This window comes from Rathayibacter sp. AY1A2 (genome assembly GCF_002930935.1).
In the GTDB taxonomy this organism is placed as follows: domain Bacteria; phylum Actinomycetota; class Actinomycetes; order Actinomycetales; family Microbacteriaceae; genus Rathayibacter.
Genome location: NZ_PSTP01000001.1, coordinates 474,306 through 491,330, shown reverse-complemented (window position 1 = coordinate 491,330; position 17,025 = coordinate 474,306). Strand labels below are relative to the sequence as shown.

Genomic DNA, 17,025 nt, shown 5'->3' with positions numbered 1-17,025 from the left:
GAGCCGCCGACCCGGCCGGGAGCGGTCCGCCCGGTAAACTCGCCCGCGTGACTCTGCGACTGCATGACTCGAAGGCCCAGGCCCTCGTCGATTTCGTCCCCCTCCGCGAGAACGAGGTCGGGATGTACGTCTGCGGACCCACCGTTCAGTCCTCGCCCCACATCGGGCACCTGCGCTCCGCCCTCGCCTACGACCAGCTGCGCCGCTGGCTGGCGTACCGCGGCTTCCAGGTCACCCTGGTGCGCAACGTCACCGACATCGACGACAAGATCCTCGCCATCGCCGAGGACGCGCGGCGTCGGGTGCCCGAGGGTGCGCCGGTCGAGCAGTGGTGGGCGCTCGCCTACCGCGTCGAGCTCGAGTTCACCGCCGCGTACACGGCCCTCGGCATCCTCCCGCCGACCTACGAGCCGCGCGCGACCGCGAGCATCGCCGAGATGATCACCCTCATCCAGACCCTGATCGAGCGCGGTCACGCCTACCCGGCGCCCGACGACTCCGGCGACGTCTACTTCGACACGCGGTCCTGGCCGGACTACGGCTCGCTCACCCACCAGCGCCTCGAGAGCATGGAGGCGGCGACCGACGCCGACCCGCGCGGCAAGCGCGACCCGCACGACTTCGCTCTCTGGAAGGGCGCCAAGCCGGAGGAGCCCGAGTCGGCCGCCTGGGCCTCGCCGTGGGGCGCCGGCCGCCCCGGCTGGCACATCGAGTGCTCCGCGATGTCGACGAAGTACCTCGGCACCCAGTTCGACATCCACGGCGGCGGGCTCGACCTGCGCTTCCCCCACCACGAGAACGAGCTCGCCCAGTCCAGCGCCGCCGGCCACGCCTTCGCCAGCTACTGGCTGCACAACGGCCTCGTGTCCGTCATCGGCCAGAAGATGAGCAAGTCGCTCGGCAACTCGGTGTTCGCCTCCGAGCTGCTCGAGGCGGCCCGCCCGCTCGTCGTCCGCTACTACCTCGGCTCGGCCCACTACCGCTCCACCCTCGAGTTCCACGACGGGGCCCTCGAGGAGGCCGAAGCGGCGCTGGAGCGGATCGAGGGCTTCCTCGAGCGCTCCCGCCGCCGCCTCGACGGCACGCGGTTCGCCGCGCTCGGCGAGCCGGTGGTTCCGGAGGAGTTCGCCGAGGCGATGGACGACGACCTGTCCGTCCCGCAGGCCATCGGCGTCCTGCACGAGACCGTGCGCGCCGGCAACGCCGCCCTCGACGCCGAGGACCTCGGCTCCGTCTCGGCCCTGCGCACCCAGGTGCTCGCGATGGCGGCCGTGCTCGGCATCGACCCGGAGGCGCCCGAATGGGCGCGCTCCGACGACGAACCCTCGTACCGCGCGCTCAGCGTGCTGGTCGACCGCCTGGTCGCCGAACGCCAGACCGCGCGCGAGCAGCGCGACTGGGCGAGCGCCGACCGCATCCGAACCGATCTCGCCGCGGCGGGAATCACGATCGAAGACACCCAGACGGGTGCGCATTGGAGTCTCGATGGCGAATAAGCCCGGCCGCCCCGGAGCGGTCCGAAAGAAGAGCAAGGGCAAGGCCGTCGGTTCCGGCGGTCAGGGCCGTCAGGCCCTCGAGGGCAAGAAGCCCACGCCCAAGGCCGAGGACCGGCCCTACCACCCCGCAGGCAAGGCGAAGCTCGCGCGCGAGCGCTTCGTCGCCGCCGGCGGCAAGGGCCGCCCCGGCGGAGCCCTCTCCGCGGCCGCCCGCGGACAGGGGCGGCCCGCCCCGTCGCGCAAACCCAAGAGCGGCGACGACTTCGAGATGGTGACGGGCCGGAACTCGGTCCTCGAGGCGCTGCGCGCCAGCATCCCGGCCACCACCCTCTACCTCGCGACCCGCATCGAGATGGACGACCGGGTCAAGGAGGCGCTCAAGATCGCCACCGCCCGCGGCCTTCCCGTGCTAGAGGTCATGCGCCCGGAGCTCGACCGCCTCGCCGGCCCCGACTCCGTGCACCAGGGCCTCGTGCTGAAGGTGCCGCCCTACGAGTACGCCCACCCGAGCGACCTGCTCGAGCGCAGCGTCTCCCGCGGAGCGGTCCCCCTCCTCGTCGCCCTCGACGGCATCACCGACCCGCGCAACCTCGGAGCGATCATCCGCTCCGTCGCCGCGTTCGGCGGACAGGGCGTCATCGTCCCGCAGCGCCGCTCCGTGGGCCTCAACTCCGCCGCCTGGAAGACCTCCGCCGGAGCCGCCGCACGCATCCCCGTCGCGATGGCGTCCAACCTCACCGCCATGATCAAGGACTTCAAGCGCGCGGGCGTCTTCGTCATCGGACTCGACGGCGACGGCGACGTGATGCTCCCCGGCCTCGAACTCGCCGACCGGCCGCTCCTCGTCGTCGTCGGCAGCGAGGGCAAGGGCCTCTCCCGCCTCGTCACCGAGCAGTGCGACGCCGTCGTCTCCATCCCGATCAGCTCCGCCACCGAATCCCTCAACGCCGGGATCGCGGCGTCGGTCGCGCTCTACGAGATCTCCAAACTCCGCTCCGCCTCCGAGTAGCGCGGGCACCGGCACGGTGATCTGCGGCGTTGTCGTCGGGCGCGATACCGCCGGTATCGCTTCCTCCTCCGCCTTGCAGCTCCCCGCGCCGGCACCCGCGCTACGGGTCTGGATGTCAGAGGCGCCGCCTGCGGCGAGCGGATCGAGGGGCGCCGCCTGTGGCGAGCGAGCCGGGGGAATGTGAAGAGGGCCCGTGCTGACAGCGCGGGCCCTCTCGCGGTCGTGGGAGGGGTCAGACGTTCTTCGTCCAGTCGACGTCGGCGTCCTCGTCGGTGAGCTCGGCGTCGCCGGACTCGTCGAGGACGAGGTTCGGGAGGGTCAGCGCCTCGGTGGGAGGAGCGATGACCGTCGCCTCGTCGCGGCGGTGACGCAGGATGTCGTTCACGTAGGCGGTGACCGCCTCCGCCAGGGGGACGTCGCGCGCCTGCTGCTGCGACATGAACCATCGGTGCTCGAGCAGCTGGTGGAACATCTCGGCCGGCTCCAGGCGGCCCTTGAGATCACGGGGGATCGAGCGGATGACCGGCTCGAACACCTGCGCCAGCCACTCGTGCGCCACCATCTCCTCGTCCAGGCCCTGCTTGTCGTAGGTCGCCGTGTACGAGTCGAGGTCGTTGAGCAGGCGTCGCGCCTGGTTCTCCTGCGCGTCCAGCCCGGTGAGACGGAGCAGCCGCCGCTGGTGGTGGCCGGCGTCGACCACCTTCGGCTGGATGCGCACCGTCGACCCGGCCTCGTCGGTCTTGATCGCGAGCTCCTCGATGTCGAAGCCCAGCTCGTTCAGCCGGTTCACGCGGTCGTTGATCCGCCAGCGCTCCGACGTCGCGAACGACTCGGCACCGGTCAGCTCCTTCCAGAGGCTGCGGTACGCCGCGACGATGCCGTCGGAGACCGTGATCGGATCGAGGTCGTCGTCGACGCGACCGCCGGCCTCGAGGTCGAGCAGCTCGCCGGCGATGTTGACGCGGGCGATCTCCAGATCGTTCTCGCGCTGGCCGTTCGAGAGGCCGCCCGAGTAGAGTTGCCCGGTCTCCGCATCGACCAGGTAGGCGGCAAAGGCGCCGGCATCGCGCCGGAAGAGGGTGTTCGAAAGGGACACGTCGCCCCAGAAGAAGCCGATCACGTGCAGGCGGACCAGGAGGAGCGCAAGCGCGTCGACCAGGCGGGTCGCCGTGTCCGGCCGCAGCGTCTGCGAGAAGAGCGCCCGGTAGGGGAGCGAGAACTTGAGGTGACGGGTGACGAGCACGGCGGGCAGGGCCTCGCCCTCGTCGTCGGTGCGGTTCGTGATCACCGCGCCCGGAACCACGCACGGCACGTCGAGGCGCTGCAGCGTCTTCAGCATCTCGTACTCGCGCCGCGACATCTCGGCGGTCGTCTCCTTGACGGCGACGACGTGTCCGGAGAGGTGGGCGAAGCGGACCGTGTGCCGCGAGATGCCCTTCGGCAGGGCGGCGATGTACTCGTCGGGCCAGTCGTCGAGCCGCAGGTTCCACGGCAGGTCGAGCAGGGCCGGGTCGACGGTGGCCGAGGTGATGTTCAGGGAGCCGGACATGGTGCGCCGTTCGTGTCGCGTGTCGGACGGTGGGGGAGCCGCAGACGACGCTGCCGCCGCCCTGGAGGGGACGGCGGCAGCGTGCGGTGCAGGAGGAGGCTCAGGAGAGGCGCTCGCCCGACTCCGCGTCGAAGATGTGCACGCGGTGGTTCGCGGTCACGTACACGCGGTCGCCCGCGGTCGGGTGCACGCGGCCGTCGACGCGCGCGACGATGTCGGTGCGGCGGCCCTCGACCTCGGTGTGGCCGTAGAGGTAGCCGTCCGAGCCGAGCTCCTCGATGAGGTCGACCTCGATCGGCAGTCCGCCGGGCTGGGTCGAGACGGTGACGTCCTCGGGGCGCACGCCCAGCGTGACGACCTTCTGGCTCGTCTTCGCGAGCGCCTCGCGGGCGATCGGGAGGACGGTGTCGCCGAACTTGACGCCGCCGTCGGTGACGTCCGCGTGGAACAGGTTCATCGCGGGCGAACCGATGAAGCCGGCCACGAAGACGTTGTTCGGGTTCTCGTACAGGTCGCGGGGCGAGCCGACCTGCTGGAGGAGGCCGTCCTTGAGGACCGCGATGCGGTCGCCCATGGTGAGCGCCTCGGTCTGGTCGTGGGTGACGTAGACCGTGGTGATGCCCAGGCGGCGCTGCAGCGTGCCGATCTGGGTGCGGGTGGACACGCGGAGCTTGGCGTCGAGGTTCGACAGCGGCTCGTCCATGAGGAAGACCTGCGGCTTGCGGACGATGGCGCGGCCCATCGCGACGCGCTGGCGCTGGCCACCGGAGAGCGCCTTCGGCTTGCGGTTCAGGTAGGGCTCGAGGTCGAGCATCTTCGCGGCCTCGAGGACCCGCGCGGCGCGCTCGTCCTTGTTGACGCCGGCGATCTTGAGCGCGAAGCCCATGTTCTCGGCGACCGACATGTGCGGGTACAGCGCGTAGTTCTGGAAGACCATCGCGATGTCGCGGTCCTTCGGCGGAACGTCCGTGACGTTGCGGTCGCCGATGAGGATGCGGCCCTCGTTGACCTCTTCGAGGCCGGCGAGCATGCGCAGGGAGGTGGACTTGCCGCAGCCGGAGGGGCCGACGAGGACGAGGAACTCGCCGTCGCCCACCTCGAGGTTGAGCTTGTCGACGGAGGCGCGAGTGGCCCCGGGGTAGACGCGGGACGCGTGGTCGAAAGTTACGGACGCCATTGTTCTTGCTCCTTCACCGGCAGGTACGTGCCGGACGATCCGAGTGAATGGAAGTGATGGTCATCATCGCGTGGGCGACTCCGACCAACCGTCACAGTATGCCACGGGGCCGACAGTCGTCGGTCGGGCACCGCGTATCCGTCGTTTGGAGGTTTCCCAGGGCTCGCGCGTAGGATTCCGGCGAGTCGCGCCCGGCGACCCCCTTCTTCCCCCTCTCTCATTCGGAGCGTTCTTGTCATGACCACCGGCGGAGCCAACGACCGTCTCTCGAAGAACCAGCGACGAGAGGCCGCCCGAGAGAAGGCGCGCCGCCTGCGCGAGCAGCAGAAGCGCCGCGACCGCGTGAGCCGCTTCGCCCTGCAGGGCGGGCTCGCCGCCGTCGTGATCGCGGTCGTCGTGATCGTGGTCTTCGCCGTCACCTCGAGCATCCGCCCCGCGGGTCCGGGCCCGGCGAACATGGCGAGCGACGGTGTCGTCATCGGCGAGAACATGGTCGCGCAGACGAGCGGCGCCGTCGCCGCCGACGGGACGCCCACCCCCAGCGCGCTCGACACCTCGGCCGGCACGGTCGACATCCGGGTCTACCTCGACTACCTCTGCCCCTACTGCGGCCAGTTCGAGAAGACCAACGGCGACCAGATCAAGGAGTGGGTGACCAGCGGTGCCGCGACGGTCGAGATCCACCCGATCGCCATCCTCACGACCCGCTCCAACGGCACCAAGTACTCGGAGCGCTCGGCCAACGCCGCCGCGTGCGTCGCGGACCGCTCGCCCGACTCGTTCTTCGACTTCAACTCCCTGCTGTTCGCCAACCAGCCGGCGGAGGGGACCGACGGACTCTCGGACGACCAGCTGAAGGACTACGCCTCGCAGGCCGGCGTCGAGGACACGGCGGCCGTGAACACCTGCATCGACGACCAGAGCTTCGTGAGCTGGGTCCGCGCCGCGACCGAGCGCGCCACCTCGGGTCCGCTGCCCGGCACGGACGTGCCCGCTGTCACGGGCACCCCGACCGTCCTGGTCAACGGCGAGGCGTACTCGGGCTCGCTGACCGACCCGGACGCCTTCAGCTCCTTCGTGCTCTCGGCCGCCGCCGACTCCTACTCGTCGGCGACTCCCGCGCCCACCTCCTCCGAGACCCCGGCGCCGAGCGACACGCCCGCCTCGACCGAGGCCCCCGCGTCGACCGAGGCCCCCGCGTCGACCGAGACGCCCGCGTCGACCGAGACCCCGGCTCCCGGCGACGCCCCGGTCTCCACCGAGGCTCCGGCCTCCTCCGAGCCGACTCCGGCCGCCGCCGGCTGAGCCCCGGACGCGCACGAGCCCCGCGCATACAGAAGGCCCCGACCGCACACAGCGGTCGGGGCCTTCTTCTCTCCTGAGCCGACGACGGGACTTGAACCCGTAACCGCCCGATTACAAGTCGGGTGCGCTACCAATTGCGCCACGTCGGCAGGTGCGCTCGCGCGCCCGGCCACCCTATCGCGGGCCCCGGATCCGCCCGGATCGGGGCCCGCCGCGTCTCACGGTTCGAGGATGCTGAGGTGCCGCTCTGCGGGAGCGGGACGCTTGGGGCCGCCGATCTTCCCGTCGGGACGGCCGACGTAGAGCCAGCCGAGCAGCTCCTCGCCCTTCTCGAGGCGATGCGCCTTCCGCACGGCCTTGTCGCGCGTGTAGGAGCCGGTGCGCCAGAAGACACCCCAGCCCGCCTCGTCGAGCAGCAGGCTCAGGAGGTGGGCGACGCCCGAGGCGACGGCCTCCTGCTCCCAGGCCGGCACCTTCGACTTCTTGACGCTCACCACGACGGCCAGCAGCAGGGAGGCGCGGTGCGTCTTCTCGATGTACTTCCGCGGGTCCTTCTTCGCCCCTGAGGCGACCGCGAAGCTGCGGCCGACCCGGTCGCGGGCGGCGCCGCGGATCTCGATGACCCGCCACGGGCGCAGCGAGCTGTGATCGGCGAGACGCGACGCCGCCGAGACGAACGCCGCGATCTCGTCGTGCCCCGGAGCCTCCGGCGTCACCTTCGAGCGCGATCGGCGCGCGAGGACGGCCTCGAGCACGGGGGAGGAGGACACGGTCACTCGCCCTCGGCCTGGAAGTTCAGGGCGATCGAGTTCATGCAGTAGCGGTCGCCGGTGGGCGTGCCGAAGCCGTCGGGGAAGACGTGTCCCAGGTGGGATCCGCAGTTCGCGCAGCGGACCTCGGTGCGGACCATGCCGAGGGTGCTGTCCTCGATCAGCTGGACCGCGTCCGGGTTCACGGACTCGTAGAAGCTCGGCCAGCCGCAGCCGGAGTCGAACTTGGTGCCGCTCTTGAAGAGCTCGGCGCTGCAGGCGGCACAGGTGTAGAGGCCGGAGCGGTGCTCGTCGAGCAGCTCGCCGGTCCACGGGCGCTCGGTGGCCGCTTCGCGCAGGACCGCGTACTGGTCGCGGTCGAGCTCCTCGCGCCACTCGGCGTCGGACTTGTTCACGGAATACGACGACATGGGTCTCCCTCGGAATCCTCGTCAGTGTACGGGGGCGGTCGCGCCCCTCCACCTGGTCCAACCCCCGGGGCGACGGCTCCATTCCGCCTCCGCGGGCTGTGGAGGAGACTCCCCGCCTCCATGCCGCGACACGGTCACGAGGTGTTCGGAGCGCCTCCCCGGCGGCGGCCGTGGGCCTGCCTACCCTGGAGGGATGAGCAGGACGACGGACCCGAGACCGGGCACCGGTCTGTCCGAGCGCGAGCTGCGGGTGCTCGCCTTCGAGCGCGAGTGGACGGCCCGCACCGGGGACAAGGACGACGCGATCCGCTCCCAGTTCGGGATGTCGGCCGCCCGCTACTATCAGGTGCTCAGCGCGGTGCTCGCCTCTCCGGCCGCCCTCGCGCACGACCCGATGCTCGTCACGCGGCTGCAGCGCATCCGCGACCAGCGCGCCGGCGCCCGCGCCTCGCGACGCCTCGGGCGCCTCGAGTAGACGAGCTGCTCGAGTCCACCAACGGAAGGCCGGCCGTACCCCCGATGTCGAACACGCACCCGAGAGACCGCTTCGACGAGGTCCCGGCGACGGAGGCGCGCGTCGGCGCCCACCGCCGACCGCCGGCCCCTCACGCCCGGGCCGTCGCGCTCGCCTGGGCCGCGCTCGCCACCGGAGTCATCGTCCTGCTCGGCTTCATCGGGCTGCTGGTCATCGACGACCGGGTGCAGTTCACGGACGTGTTCACTCCGCCCACCGCGACCGCGGAGGCGACTCCGACCGCTGCCGCGACGCTCGATCCCGAGCTCGCCGTCGCCGTCCTCAACGGCACCGCCACCGTCGGACTCGCCGCCAGCGCCGGCGACGCCCTGACGACGGCCGGCTGGAGCGTCCCGACCGTCGCGAACGCGAACACCGAGGACATCGCCGCCACGACCGTCTACTTCACCGACCCGGCGCTCGAGGGAGCGGCCCTCGGTCTCGTCGACTCGCTCGGAACGGGGACCGTCCTGTTCTCGCAGGACTTCGTCGAGACGGGCTCCGTCGTCGTGGTCCTGGGGGCCGATTACGCGTCCGAGCAGGGCTGATCGGGGCCCTCTGTTACGGGCACGTTTCCTCCGTGTTGAATCCCGGGCAACTCTTCCCCGCGAGGCCCTTTCCAGCCCCTCCCGGGGCCGATAGCCGGATTAGTATTCCTGACCAGGCACCAGCACATCGCTCGTGCCGCGGGCATCACAGCACTGGGGAGTACAGAGATGGCGAACGGAACCGTCAAGTGGTTCAACGCTGAGAAGGGCTACGGCTTCATCACGGTCGACGGCGGCGGACAGGACGTCTTCGTCCACTACTCCGCGATCGACATGTCGGGGTACAAGGTCCTCGAGGAGGGGCAGCAGGTCGCGTTCGAGGTCGGCACGGGGTCGAAGGGCCCCCAGGCCGAATCGGTCCGCCCGGCCTGACCGCCGAGCCTCCCGGGAGCCGTCGTCCGCCTCGTGCGGGCGGCGGCTCCTTCGTGTCGGAGCGCGTGCCCATCGCTTGCACTCGTCCACCGCGAGTGCCAGAATCGACCTTGGCACTCGCTCCGGTCGAGTGCCAGCACAGACATTTCACGACGTCCGGGAGGGACGAGAAACACACATGGCCAAGATCATTGCTTTTGACGAAGAAGCCCGCCGCGGCCTCGAGCGTGGACTCAACACTCTGGCCGACGCGGTCAAGGTGACCCTCGGCCCGCGCGGCCGCAACGTCGTCCTCGAGAAGAAGTGGGGCGCTCCCACCATCACGAACGACGGCGTCTCCATCGCCAAGGAGATCGAGCTCGACGAGCCGTACGAGAAGATCGGCGCCGAGCTCGTCAAGGAGGTCGCCAAGAAGACCGACGACGTCGCCGGCGACGGAACCACCACCGCGACCGTCCTCGCTCAGGCGCTCGTCCGCGAGGGCCTGCGCAACGTCGCGGCCGGCGCCGACCCGATCAGCCTCAAGAAGGGCATCGAGAAGGCCGTCAAGGCCGTCACCGCCGAGCTCATCGCCGGCGCGAAGGCGATCGAGACCAAGGAGGAGATCGCGGCGACCGCCTCCATCTCCGCCGCGGACCCCGAGATCGGCGCGATCATCGCCGAGGCGATCGACAAGGTCGGCAAGGAGGGAGTCGTCACCGTCGAGGAGTCGAACACCTTCGGCACCGAGCTCGAGCTCACCGAGGGCATGCGCTTCGACAAGGGCTACCTGTCGCAGTACTTCGTGACCGACCCCGACCGCCAGGAGGCGGTGTTCGAGGACCCCTACATCCTCATCGTCAACTCCAAGGTCTCGAACATCAAGGACCTGCTCCCGGTCGTCGACAAGGTGATCCAGGCGGGCAAGCAGCTGCTGATCATCGCCGAGGACGTCGACGGCGAGGCGCTGGCGACCCTGGTCGTCAACAAGATCCGCGGCATCTTCAAGTCGGTCGCCGTCAAGGCCCCCGGCTTCGGCGACCGTCGCAAGGCGCAGCTCCAGGACATCGCGATCCTCACCGGCGGCCAGGTCATCTCCGAGGAGGTCGGCCTCAAGCTCGAGAACGTCACCCTCGACCTGCTCGGCTCGGCCCGCAAGGTCGTCATCACCAAGGACGAGACCACGATCGTCGAGGGTGCCGGCGACGCCGAGGCCATCGCCGGCCGCGTCGCGCAGATCCGCGGCGAGATCGAGAACACCGACAGCGACTACGACCGCGAGAAGCTCCAGGAGCGCCTCGCGAAGCTCGCCGGCGGCGTCGCGGTCATCAAGGCCGGAGCGGCGACCGAGGTCGAGCTCAAGGAACGCAAGCACCGCATCGAGGACGCCGTCCGCAACGCGAAGGCCGCCGTCGAGGAGGGCATCGTCGCCGGTGGTGGCGTCGCCCTCATCCAGGCCGGCAAGCTCGCCTTCGAGAAGCTCGAGCTCGTCGGAGACGAGGCGACCGGCGCGAACATCGTCAAGGTCGCCATCGACGCCCCGCTCAAGCAGATCGCCCTCAACGCGGGCATGGAGCCCGGCGTCGTCGCTGCGAAGGTCCGCGAGCTGCCCACCGGACACGGCCTCAACGCCGCGACCGGCGAGTACGTCGACCTCATCGCCGCGGGCATCATCGACCCGGTCAAGGTCACGCGCTCCGCTCTGCAGAACGCGGCGTCGATCGCCGGTCTCTTCCTCACCACGGAGGCCGTCGTCGCCGACAAGCCCGAGAAGAACCCGGTCGCCGCGGGCGGCGACCCCACCGGAGGCATGGACTTCTAGTCCGTCCCCCCACCACGCAGAAGGCGGTTCCCCTCCGGGGGAGCCGCCTTCGGCGTTTCCGGAGGCATCTGAGCGAGCAGCAGGCGACCGAACCGGCAGGTGGTTCTGAATCCGCTCCGCGACCACAACGGCGGTCCTCCTGCGGTGGCACCGCCCTCCGCGCCACCTCGGTCTCCTCAGCGGACACCGGCACCAGAAGCGCGCGGAAGGCGCCGGTGCGGGTCGCGACGTCCGGGGTCAGGGCGGAGATGTCTTCGGCGGAACGGATGCGGACGGCGACTCCGCAGGATCCGGCGACGCGGCATCCGTCGAGCGTCGGGCCTCATTTCCAGCGGTCCGGGCGGGCTCGCCGCCCGGTGGTCCCCAAGAGGAGAGAGTGAGCTGCGCGCGGCCATGAGCGCCGGGTGCGCGAGGTCACGGTCGCCCCGGGCCGATCGATCCGTGCCGCTCGCGGACGTCGACGGGAGAGCCCGGACCGAAGGGGCCCCCGAGGAGGGACGGACCGCGGTGCGGATCAGACCGAGGCGGGGGAGGTCTCGCCGTTCTGGCCGACCGTGAGCAACGGCAGCGCGACGCGGAAGGTCGCGCCTCCGCCCGGCGTCTCGACGACGTCCACGCGGCCCTTGTGCGCGGCGACGATCGAGGACACGATCGCCAGTCCGAGGCCGCTGCCGCCGGTCTCGCGGGTCCGCGACGTGTCCGCGCGCCAGAAGCGCTGGAAGATCTTCTCGCGGATCTGCGGCGGGATGCCCTCGCCGTGGTCGATGACCTCCAGCAGGGCGAGGCGGCGGGAGCGGTCGACGGCGACGCCGATCTCGATCGGAGTGTCCTCGGGCGTATAGCGGACGGCGTTGCCGATCAGGTTCGTCAGGACCTGGCGGATCTTGTTCTCCTCCGCCATCACCATCGCCGGCACGCCCGGCTCCTCGGGGGCGGTGGCGGTGCCGGCGGCGATCTCCTCGGCGTTGACCCGGCGCGGACGCCGGCGGAATCGGGCGAGCCTCGCTCCTGCCGCGGCGATCGGGCCGGTGAGCCCGGGGTTCGTCAGCTCCATGGTCTGCGTGGCGGAGGCGCCGGCCTCGTCGGGCTCGAGCGCGGGCGTCTCCACGGGGGTGTCGTCGCGGGTCTCGACGCCGAAGTCGCGGTCGGGCCAGGAGGCCATCGCGTCCATCGCGGCGTCGCGGGCGAGCGGCATCAGATCGACGGGCGCGAGTGCGAGAGGCTTCGTCTCGTCGAGGCGGGCGAGTTCGAGGAGGTCCTCGACCAGGCCGCCCATCCGGATCGCCTCCTTCTCGATGCGCTCCATCGCCTGGCCGACGGCCTCGGGCGTCTGCAGAGCGCCCATCCGATACAGCTCGGCGTAGCCGCGGACGGAGACCAGCGGCGTGCGCAGCTCGTGGCTGGCGTCGCCGACGAAGCGGCGCATCTGGTCGATCGTGCGGGCGCGGTCGCGGAAGGCGGAGTCGATCCGCCCGAGCATCGCGTTCAGGGAGCGGTTGAGGCGCCCGACCTCGGTGTTGGGCGTCGTGCCGTCCAGACGCTGGCTGAAGTCGCCGTCCGCGATGGCGGCAGCGGTCTGCTCGACCTCGCGCAGCGGGGCGAAGGTGGTGGTGACCAGCAGGCGGGTGAGGAGTGCGCCGATCACGACGATCGCGACTCCGAAGCCCAGGAAGATCGTGAGGTACGTCGTCATGATGACGTCGACGCTGCGGGTCGACACCGCGAGCAGGAGCGTCTGGTACTCGGTGCCCCTCGTGAACACCGTCGACATGACGTGGTACTCGACCTTGCCGTTCGAGCTCCAGATCTCCATCGGCTTGTCGCCGCCCTGCAGCGCCCGCTCGAGGGTGAAGGTCTGCGGGAAGGCGGGGTCGGCCGCGCCGGACGCGTTCGTGTTGTCGAGCGTGCCGTACTGGTCGTAGACGGCGCCGAAATCGGCCTTGGACTCGTCGATCGCGGCGAGGTCGTTGACGGAGAGGTCGCTCGCCGTCCGCTGGACCTGGTCGGCCAGCTGCGCGTCGAGCTGGGCGACGAGCTGCGGCTTCAGCATCGTCATCGTCCCGATCCCGGAGACGAGGAGTCCCAGCGTGAGCAGGAGGACCGTGACCGCGGTGATCTTGGTGCGCAACGAGATGGAGTTCCACCGCTCGGCCAGACCCTGGTGCATGGCGGTGGAACTCCCTCGGGATCGGCGGGCGCCGCGCCTCCGGCGGGAGGTGGCGCCGAGGTGGCGGAGGCTAGGCCTTCGCGACCTTCAGCATGTATCCGAATCCTCGCTTGGTCTGGATGAGCGATTCCTCCGAATGCGTGTCGAGCTTACGTCGCAGGTACGAGATGTAGGACTCGACGATGCCCGCATCGCCGTTGAAGTCGTACTCCCACACGTGGTCGAGGATCTGCGCCTTGCTGAGCACCCGGTTCGGGTTGAGCATCAGGTAGCGGAGCAGCTTGAACTCGGTGGGGCTGAGCTCCACCGGCTCGTCGCCGACGAGGACCTCGTGCGTGTCCTGGTCCATCGTCAGCTCGCCGGCCCGGATGACCGCGTCCTCCTCGGCGTGCATGGTGCGGCGGAGGATCGCCTTGATGCGCGCGACGATCTCGTCGAGGCTGAACGGCTTCGTGACGTAGTCGTCACCGCCGACGGTGAGGCCCGTGATCTTGTCCTCGGTGTCGTCCTTCGCCGTGAGGAAGAGGATGGGGGAGGTGTATCCGGCCGAGCGGAGGCGCTTGGTCACGCCGAATCCGTTCATGTCCGGGAGCATCACGTCGAGGATGATCAGGTCCGGCTCCTCCTCGAGGACCGCCGAGATCGCCTGGGCCCCGTTGCCGACCGCACGCACGGCGAAGCCGGCGAAGCGGAGGCTCGTGGTGAGCAGGTCTCTGATGTTGGGCTCGTCGTCGACGATGAGAATGCGGGGTCCGTCCATGCAGGACAGTATCTGGCCGTCGGCTGTACGGAGTCTGGGAGTCGGTTGTCCGGGCGCTCGGTGCCGGCTCGGCGGCGGGGAACGCCGGATCGGAGGCGGTGCGGCGGGAGGAGCGCGCGTCCGATCAGGACTGCGCGCGGCGGCGCCGGACCCCCGCGATGAGCATCGCGATCATCATGAGGAACGCGATGGGCAGGCCCACCAGCGGCACGGCGAAGACGAACTGCCAGAACGGGCCGGCGTACTCGCGGATCCCGAGCGCGGGGGCGACCAGGATCGCGAGGAACGCGAGGACCGTCACGACGATGATCGCGATGAACATGTAGGCGAGCGTGCGCTCCGCGCGTCCGACGCCCGCCGGCTCCTGTGGCTTCACCCGTCAAGGATAGGGCGGGCCCGGTCGACTAAACTGATGGCTGCTTCATTTCCAGGAGGGGTCTGCATGCCTACCGGCAAGGTCAAGTTCTACGACGAGGAGAAGGGCTTCGGCTTCATCAGCACTGATGACGGCCAGGAGGTCTTCCTGCACGCTTCCGCGCTGCCCTCCGGGACCGCGGTCAAGGCCGGCACCCGCCTCGAGTTCGGCATCGCGGACGGCAAGCGCGGGGCGCAGGCGCTCTCGGCGCGCGTCCTCGACGCTCCGCCGAGCCTGGTGAAGCTCAACCGGAAGTCCGCGGACGACATGTCCGTGATCGTGGAGGACACGGTCAAGCTGCTCGACGGGATCGGCGCCGGGCTCAAGCGCGGCCGCTACCCCGACAAGGCGCACGGGCGCACGATCGCGGCGCTCCTGCGCCGGGTTGCGGACGAGCTGGATGCCTGACGCCGACGGCACGACCGACGAGCAGGGCCCGGTCGAGGAGACCGTCGCCGCTCCGACCACGGAGGACGCTCGCGTTAAGCAGTCCTCGGGAGAGGGCGTCTCCGGCGCCGAGCCCGACGCGACTCCCGCCGATTCTGACTCCTCCGCTGAGGACGCGCGCGGAGCCGACGAGGAGACCGACGCTGACCAGGCGGCTCCTGTCGACGAGGCTCCCTCCGGCGAGGGTGAGAGCGACGCCGCCCTCCCTGTACCCGAGGCTCCTGGCGAGGACTCCGCCTCTGCGGAGGAGACTCCTCCGGCCGACGATGTCGCCGCTGAGGCGGGGGCTCCCGGCGCGGACACGGCTTCTGCTGCAGTGCCGACTCCTGCTGAGGACGCGGCGCTTGCTGACGATGCGGTTCCTGCTGACGACGCGGTTCCTGCTGACGACGCGGGAACACCTGAGGGCTCGGCTCCTGCTCAGGACATGGCTCCTGCTGACGACTCGGCTCCTGCTGAGGATGCGGCTCCTGCTGAGGACGGGGCTCCTGCTGAGGATGCGACTTCTGCTGAGGATTCCGGCCCCGTCGCCGACGACCGTTCCGAGGCCGACGACGACGCTTCCCCGGGGGAGGCGGACGAGGCCGCCGCGGACGAGGCTCCCGAGCCCGTCTACGAGGCGGACGCCGTGCTCGCGGGGTCTCTCGATGTCGCTCGCGCCGCGCTCGCCGAGATCGCCCCCGAGGGGACGATCGGCGAGCTGGTCACGACTCTGGCGCAGGGCGAGCACGTCGTGTCGCTGCAGTTCGCGAACCTCATGCGCGGGTACCCGGGTTGGCTGTGGACGGCGACGCTCTCCCGGATCGACGAGAACGAGGACGTGAACGTCCTGGAGGTCGAGCTGCTGCCGGGTGAGGGCGCGGTCCTCGCTCCGGACTGGGTGCCGTGGTCCGTGCGTCTGGCCGATTACCAGACCGCGCAGGACGCGCTCGGCGAGGAGGTCGAGGACGCGGACGACGACGAGCTCGAGGACGCCGAGGAAGACGACCTCGACGACGAGTCGGACGACGACTCCGACGAGGACGAGGACGCGGGCGACGACGACGACTCGGATGACGACGACGACTCGGAGGACGATTCCGACGACGACGACTCGGACGACGAGGACTCCGACGACGTCGAGCCCGAACCCGCTCCCGCCCCGACCACCCGTCGCCGTCGCCGTCGCCGCTGATCCGGTCCGGCGCCGCCCGATGAGCATCGACTCCGACACCCGCATCGCCTATCCCGACGGCGCCGTGCGCTCCTCCGGGCGCGTGCAGCACGTGGGCCGGCTGCAGGACGGCCGCTGGGCGGTTGTCCTCGATGCGACCGCCGCTCACCCCGTCGACCCGACCTGGCCCGACCAGGGGCCCGACCGCGGTGCGCTGGTCGTGGCGGGGGAGCGGCTTCCCCTCATCGACTGCCTCATCGGGGCGTGGCAGGGCGGCGAGCTGCACGTCGGCGAGCGGCTCCCGGCGCGGCTCGGTACTCCGGAGTGGAGCTTCGTCGTCGTCCACATCGTCGACGACGCCTCCTCACTCCACGTGGACGACGAGGTCGACGTCGAGGTCGACGCGGAGCACCGGCACGAGCTCTCCCGCGGGCACACCGCCTGCCACCTCGCCTCCCTCGCCCTCAACGCTGCTCTGGCCTCGTTCTGGTCGAAGCCGGCGCGCACCGACGCCCTGGGCAACCCGGACTTCGACCAGGCCGCGATCCAGACCTCGCGGATCCGCGAGTCCGGCTCCACCGACGTCTACCGCCTCGGCAAGTCCCTTCGACGCAGCGGGATGGACACCGCCCGCCTGCTGGCGGAGATCGTCGAGGTGCAGGAGCGGGTGAACGCCCTCCTCGCCGAGTGGATCGCCTCGGACGCGGAGGTGCGCATCGAGCGCGACGACGACCTCCTCAGCACGCGGCGGACATGGCGCTGCACCCTCCCCTCGGGGGACGCCGCGATCGCGTGCGGCGGCACCCACGTCGAGCGCCTCGGCGAGTTCACCGGCCTGCGCGTCCGTCTCGAGCCCGAGGCCGACGGCACCGGGCTCCGGATGGAGACCGACGCGGTCTAGCGGCGGTTGCGGCTGTAGAACAGCCCGATCGTGCCGAGGACCAGTCCGATCACGACGGTCGACAGGACGACCGGCTCGACGACGGCTCCGACGGCCGCAGCCACGAGCGCGGCCACGAGGGCGACCGCCCAGACGGCGCACCCGACCAGCAGAGCCGTCGCGTCGTCGCTCGCGTAGGGCGGCGGCGCGGGCCGCCGCTCCTCCTCGCGCAGCCACAGCCGCATGGCGTGC

General features: G+C 70.7%; 18 protein-coding genes and 1 tRNA gene. 10 read left to right on the top strand and 9 right to left on the bottom strand.

The window, feature by feature from the left end; translation table 11 throughout:
* Positions 1-47: 47 nt before the first annotated feature.
* Both cysS and rlmB read left to right on the top strand, forming a co-directional pair.
* On the top strand, positions 48-1,496 hold the full coding sequence (gene cysS / locus C5B93_RS02280; protein ID WP_104258202.1) for a cysteine--tRNA ligase: 1,449 nt from the start codon (positions 48-50) through the stop codon (positions 1,494-1,496).
* A complete protein-coding gene (gene rlmB / locus C5B93_RS02275; RefSeq protein WP_104224591.1) occupies positions 1,486-2,505 on the top strand; it encodes a 23S rRNA (guanosine(2251)-2'-O)-methyltransferase RlmB in 1,020 nt (339 codons plus the stop codon). The genes cysS and rlmB overlap by 11 nt, the downstream gene beginning before the upstream one ends.
* Before the next feature lie 232 nt (positions 2,506-2,737).
* Here rlmB and C5B93_RS02270 read toward each other — a convergent pair whose 3' ends face one another.
* Entirely contained in the window at positions 2,738-4,054 is a 1,317-nt protein-coding gene (locus C5B93_RS02270) for a DUF4032 domain-containing protein (RefSeq protein ID WP_104226481.1), read from the bottom strand.
* A 100-nt stretch (positions 4,055-4,154) separates the two neighbouring features.
* Positions 4,155-5,231: an ABC transporter ATP-binding protein gene (locus C5B93_RS02265; RefSeq protein WP_104224593.1), complete on the bottom strand. Its 1,077-nt coding sequence runs from the start codon at positions 5,229-5,231 to the stop codon at positions 4,155-4,157.
* A gap of 237 nt (positions 5,232-5,468) precedes the next feature.
* Here C5B93_RS02265 and C5B93_RS02260 point away from each other — a divergent pair, with 237 nt between their 5' ends.
* Positions 5,469-6,536: a thioredoxin domain-containing protein gene (locus C5B93_RS02260; RefSeq protein ID WP_104291655.1), complete on the top strand. Its 1,068-nt coding sequence runs from the start codon at positions 5,469-5,471 to the stop codon at positions 6,534-6,536.
* Between the two features lie 76 nt (positions 6,537-6,612).
* Here the strand turns inward: C5B93_RS02260 and C5B93_RS02255 are convergent.
* The 3 genes from C5B93_RS02255 to msrB all read right to left on the bottom strand — a co-directional run bounded on the left by C5B93_RS02255 (position 6,613) and on the right by msrB (position 7,716).
* Positions 6,613-6,685: transfer RNA gene (locus tag C5B93_RS02255), tRNA-Thr, on the bottom strand.
* A gap of 69 nt (positions 6,686-6,754) precedes the next feature.
* Positions 6,755-7,312, bottom strand: a complete 558-nt coding sequence (locus tag C5B93_RS02250; protein ID WP_104226480.1) for a nitroreductase family protein — start codon at positions 7,310-7,312, stop codon at positions 6,755-6,757.
* On the bottom strand, positions 7,309-7,716 hold the full coding sequence (msrB, locus tag C5B93_RS02245; RefSeq protein WP_104224596.1) for a peptide-methionine (R)-S-oxide reductase MsrB: 408 nt from the start codon (positions 7,714-7,716) through the stop codon (positions 7,309-7,311). Before msrB ends, C5B93_RS02250 begins: the two co-directional genes overlap by 4 nt.
* A 193-nt stretch (positions 7,717-7,909) precedes the next feature.
* Between msrB and C5B93_RS02240 the strand changes: the two genes are divergently transcribed.
* The 4 genes from C5B93_RS02240 (at position 7,910) to groL (ending at position 10,951) form a co-directional block, all read left to right on the top strand.
* Positions 7,910-8,191 (top strand): DUF3263 domain-containing protein, encoded by a 282-nt coding sequence (locus C5B93_RS02240; protein ID WP_104291654.1) that lies wholly within the window; start codon positions 7,910-7,912, stop codon positions 8,189-8,191.
* Positions 8,192-8,235: 44 nt separating this feature from the next.
* Positions 8,236-8,778, top strand: a complete 543-nt coding sequence (locus tag C5B93_RS02235) for a LytR C-terminal domain-containing protein (RefSeq protein ID WP_104291653.1) — start codon at positions 8,236-8,238, stop codon at positions 8,776-8,778.
* A gap of 168 nt (positions 8,779-8,946) precedes the next feature.
* Positions 8,947-9,150 (top strand): cold-shock protein, encoded by a 204-nt coding sequence (locus tag C5B93_RS02230; protein ID WP_104224599.1) that lies wholly within the window; start codon positions 8,947-8,949, stop codon positions 9,148-9,150.
* Between the two features lie 178 nt (positions 9,151-9,328).
* The gene (groL, locus tag C5B93_RS02225; RefSeq protein WP_104224600.1) at positions 9,329-10,951 is read left to right on the top strand and encodes a chaperonin GroEL; all 1,623 of its coding nucleotides are present in this window, start codon (positions 9,329-9,331) and stop codon (positions 10,949-10,951) included.
* Positions 10,952-11,465: 514 nt separating this feature from the next.
* On the opposite strand, the gene C5B93_RS02220 is transcribed toward groL, so the two are convergent.
* From C5B93_RS02220 to C5B93_RS02210, 3 genes are all read right to left on the bottom strand, one after another.
* Positions 11,466-13,118, bottom strand: coding sequence for a HAMP domain-containing sensor histidine kinase (locus tag C5B93_RS02220; protein WP_104291652.1), 1,653 nt, complete (start codon positions 13,116-13,118; stop codon positions 11,466-11,468).
* A 70-nt stretch (positions 13,119-13,188) separates the two neighbouring features.
* Positions 13,189-13,878, bottom strand: coding sequence for a response regulator transcription factor (locus tag C5B93_RS02215; RefSeq protein ID WP_055787731.1), 690 nt, complete (start codon positions 13,876-13,878; stop codon positions 13,189-13,191).
* Between the two features lie 124 nt (positions 13,879-14,002).
* On the bottom strand, positions 14,003-14,254 hold the full coding sequence (locus tag C5B93_RS02210; protein WP_258068102.1) for a hypothetical protein: 252 nt from the start codon (positions 14,252-14,254) through the stop codon (positions 14,003-14,005).
* A 66-nt stretch (positions 14,255-14,320) separates the two neighbouring features.
* Between C5B93_RS02210 and C5B93_RS02205 the strand changes: the two genes are divergently transcribed.
* Genes C5B93_RS02205 through C5B93_RS02195 form a run of 3 tightly spaced genes read left to right on the top strand, consistent with a single transcriptional unit; the run spans position 14,321 to position 16,794 of the window.
* Positions 14,321-14,701: a cold-shock protein gene (locus C5B93_RS02205; RefSeq protein ID WP_104224602.1), complete on the top strand. Its 381-nt coding sequence runs from the start codon at positions 14,321-14,323 to the stop codon at positions 14,699-14,701.
* Positions 14,694-15,914: a DUF3027 domain-containing protein gene (locus C5B93_RS17570; protein WP_258068101.1), complete on the top strand. Its 1,221-nt coding sequence runs from the start codon at positions 14,694-14,696 to the stop codon at positions 15,912-15,914. The genes C5B93_RS02205 and C5B93_RS17570 overlap by 8 nt, the downstream gene beginning before the upstream one ends.
* A 19-nt stretch (positions 15,915-15,933) precedes the next feature.
* Positions 15,934-16,794: a metal-dependent hydrolase gene (locus C5B93_RS02195; RefSeq protein WP_104291651.1), complete on the top strand. Its 861-nt coding sequence runs from the start codon at positions 15,934-15,936 to the stop codon at positions 16,792-16,794.
* On the opposite strand, the gene C5B93_RS02190 is transcribed toward C5B93_RS02195, so the two are convergent.
* Positions 16,791-17,018, bottom strand: coding sequence for a DUF2530 domain-containing protein (locus tag C5B93_RS02190; RefSeq protein WP_104291650.1), 228 nt, complete (start codon positions 17,016-17,018; stop codon positions 16,791-16,793). The two genes, C5B93_RS02195 and C5B93_RS02190, sit on opposite strands and share 4 nt — an antisense overlap.
* Between the last annotated feature and the right edge of the window lie 7 nt (positions 17,019-17,025).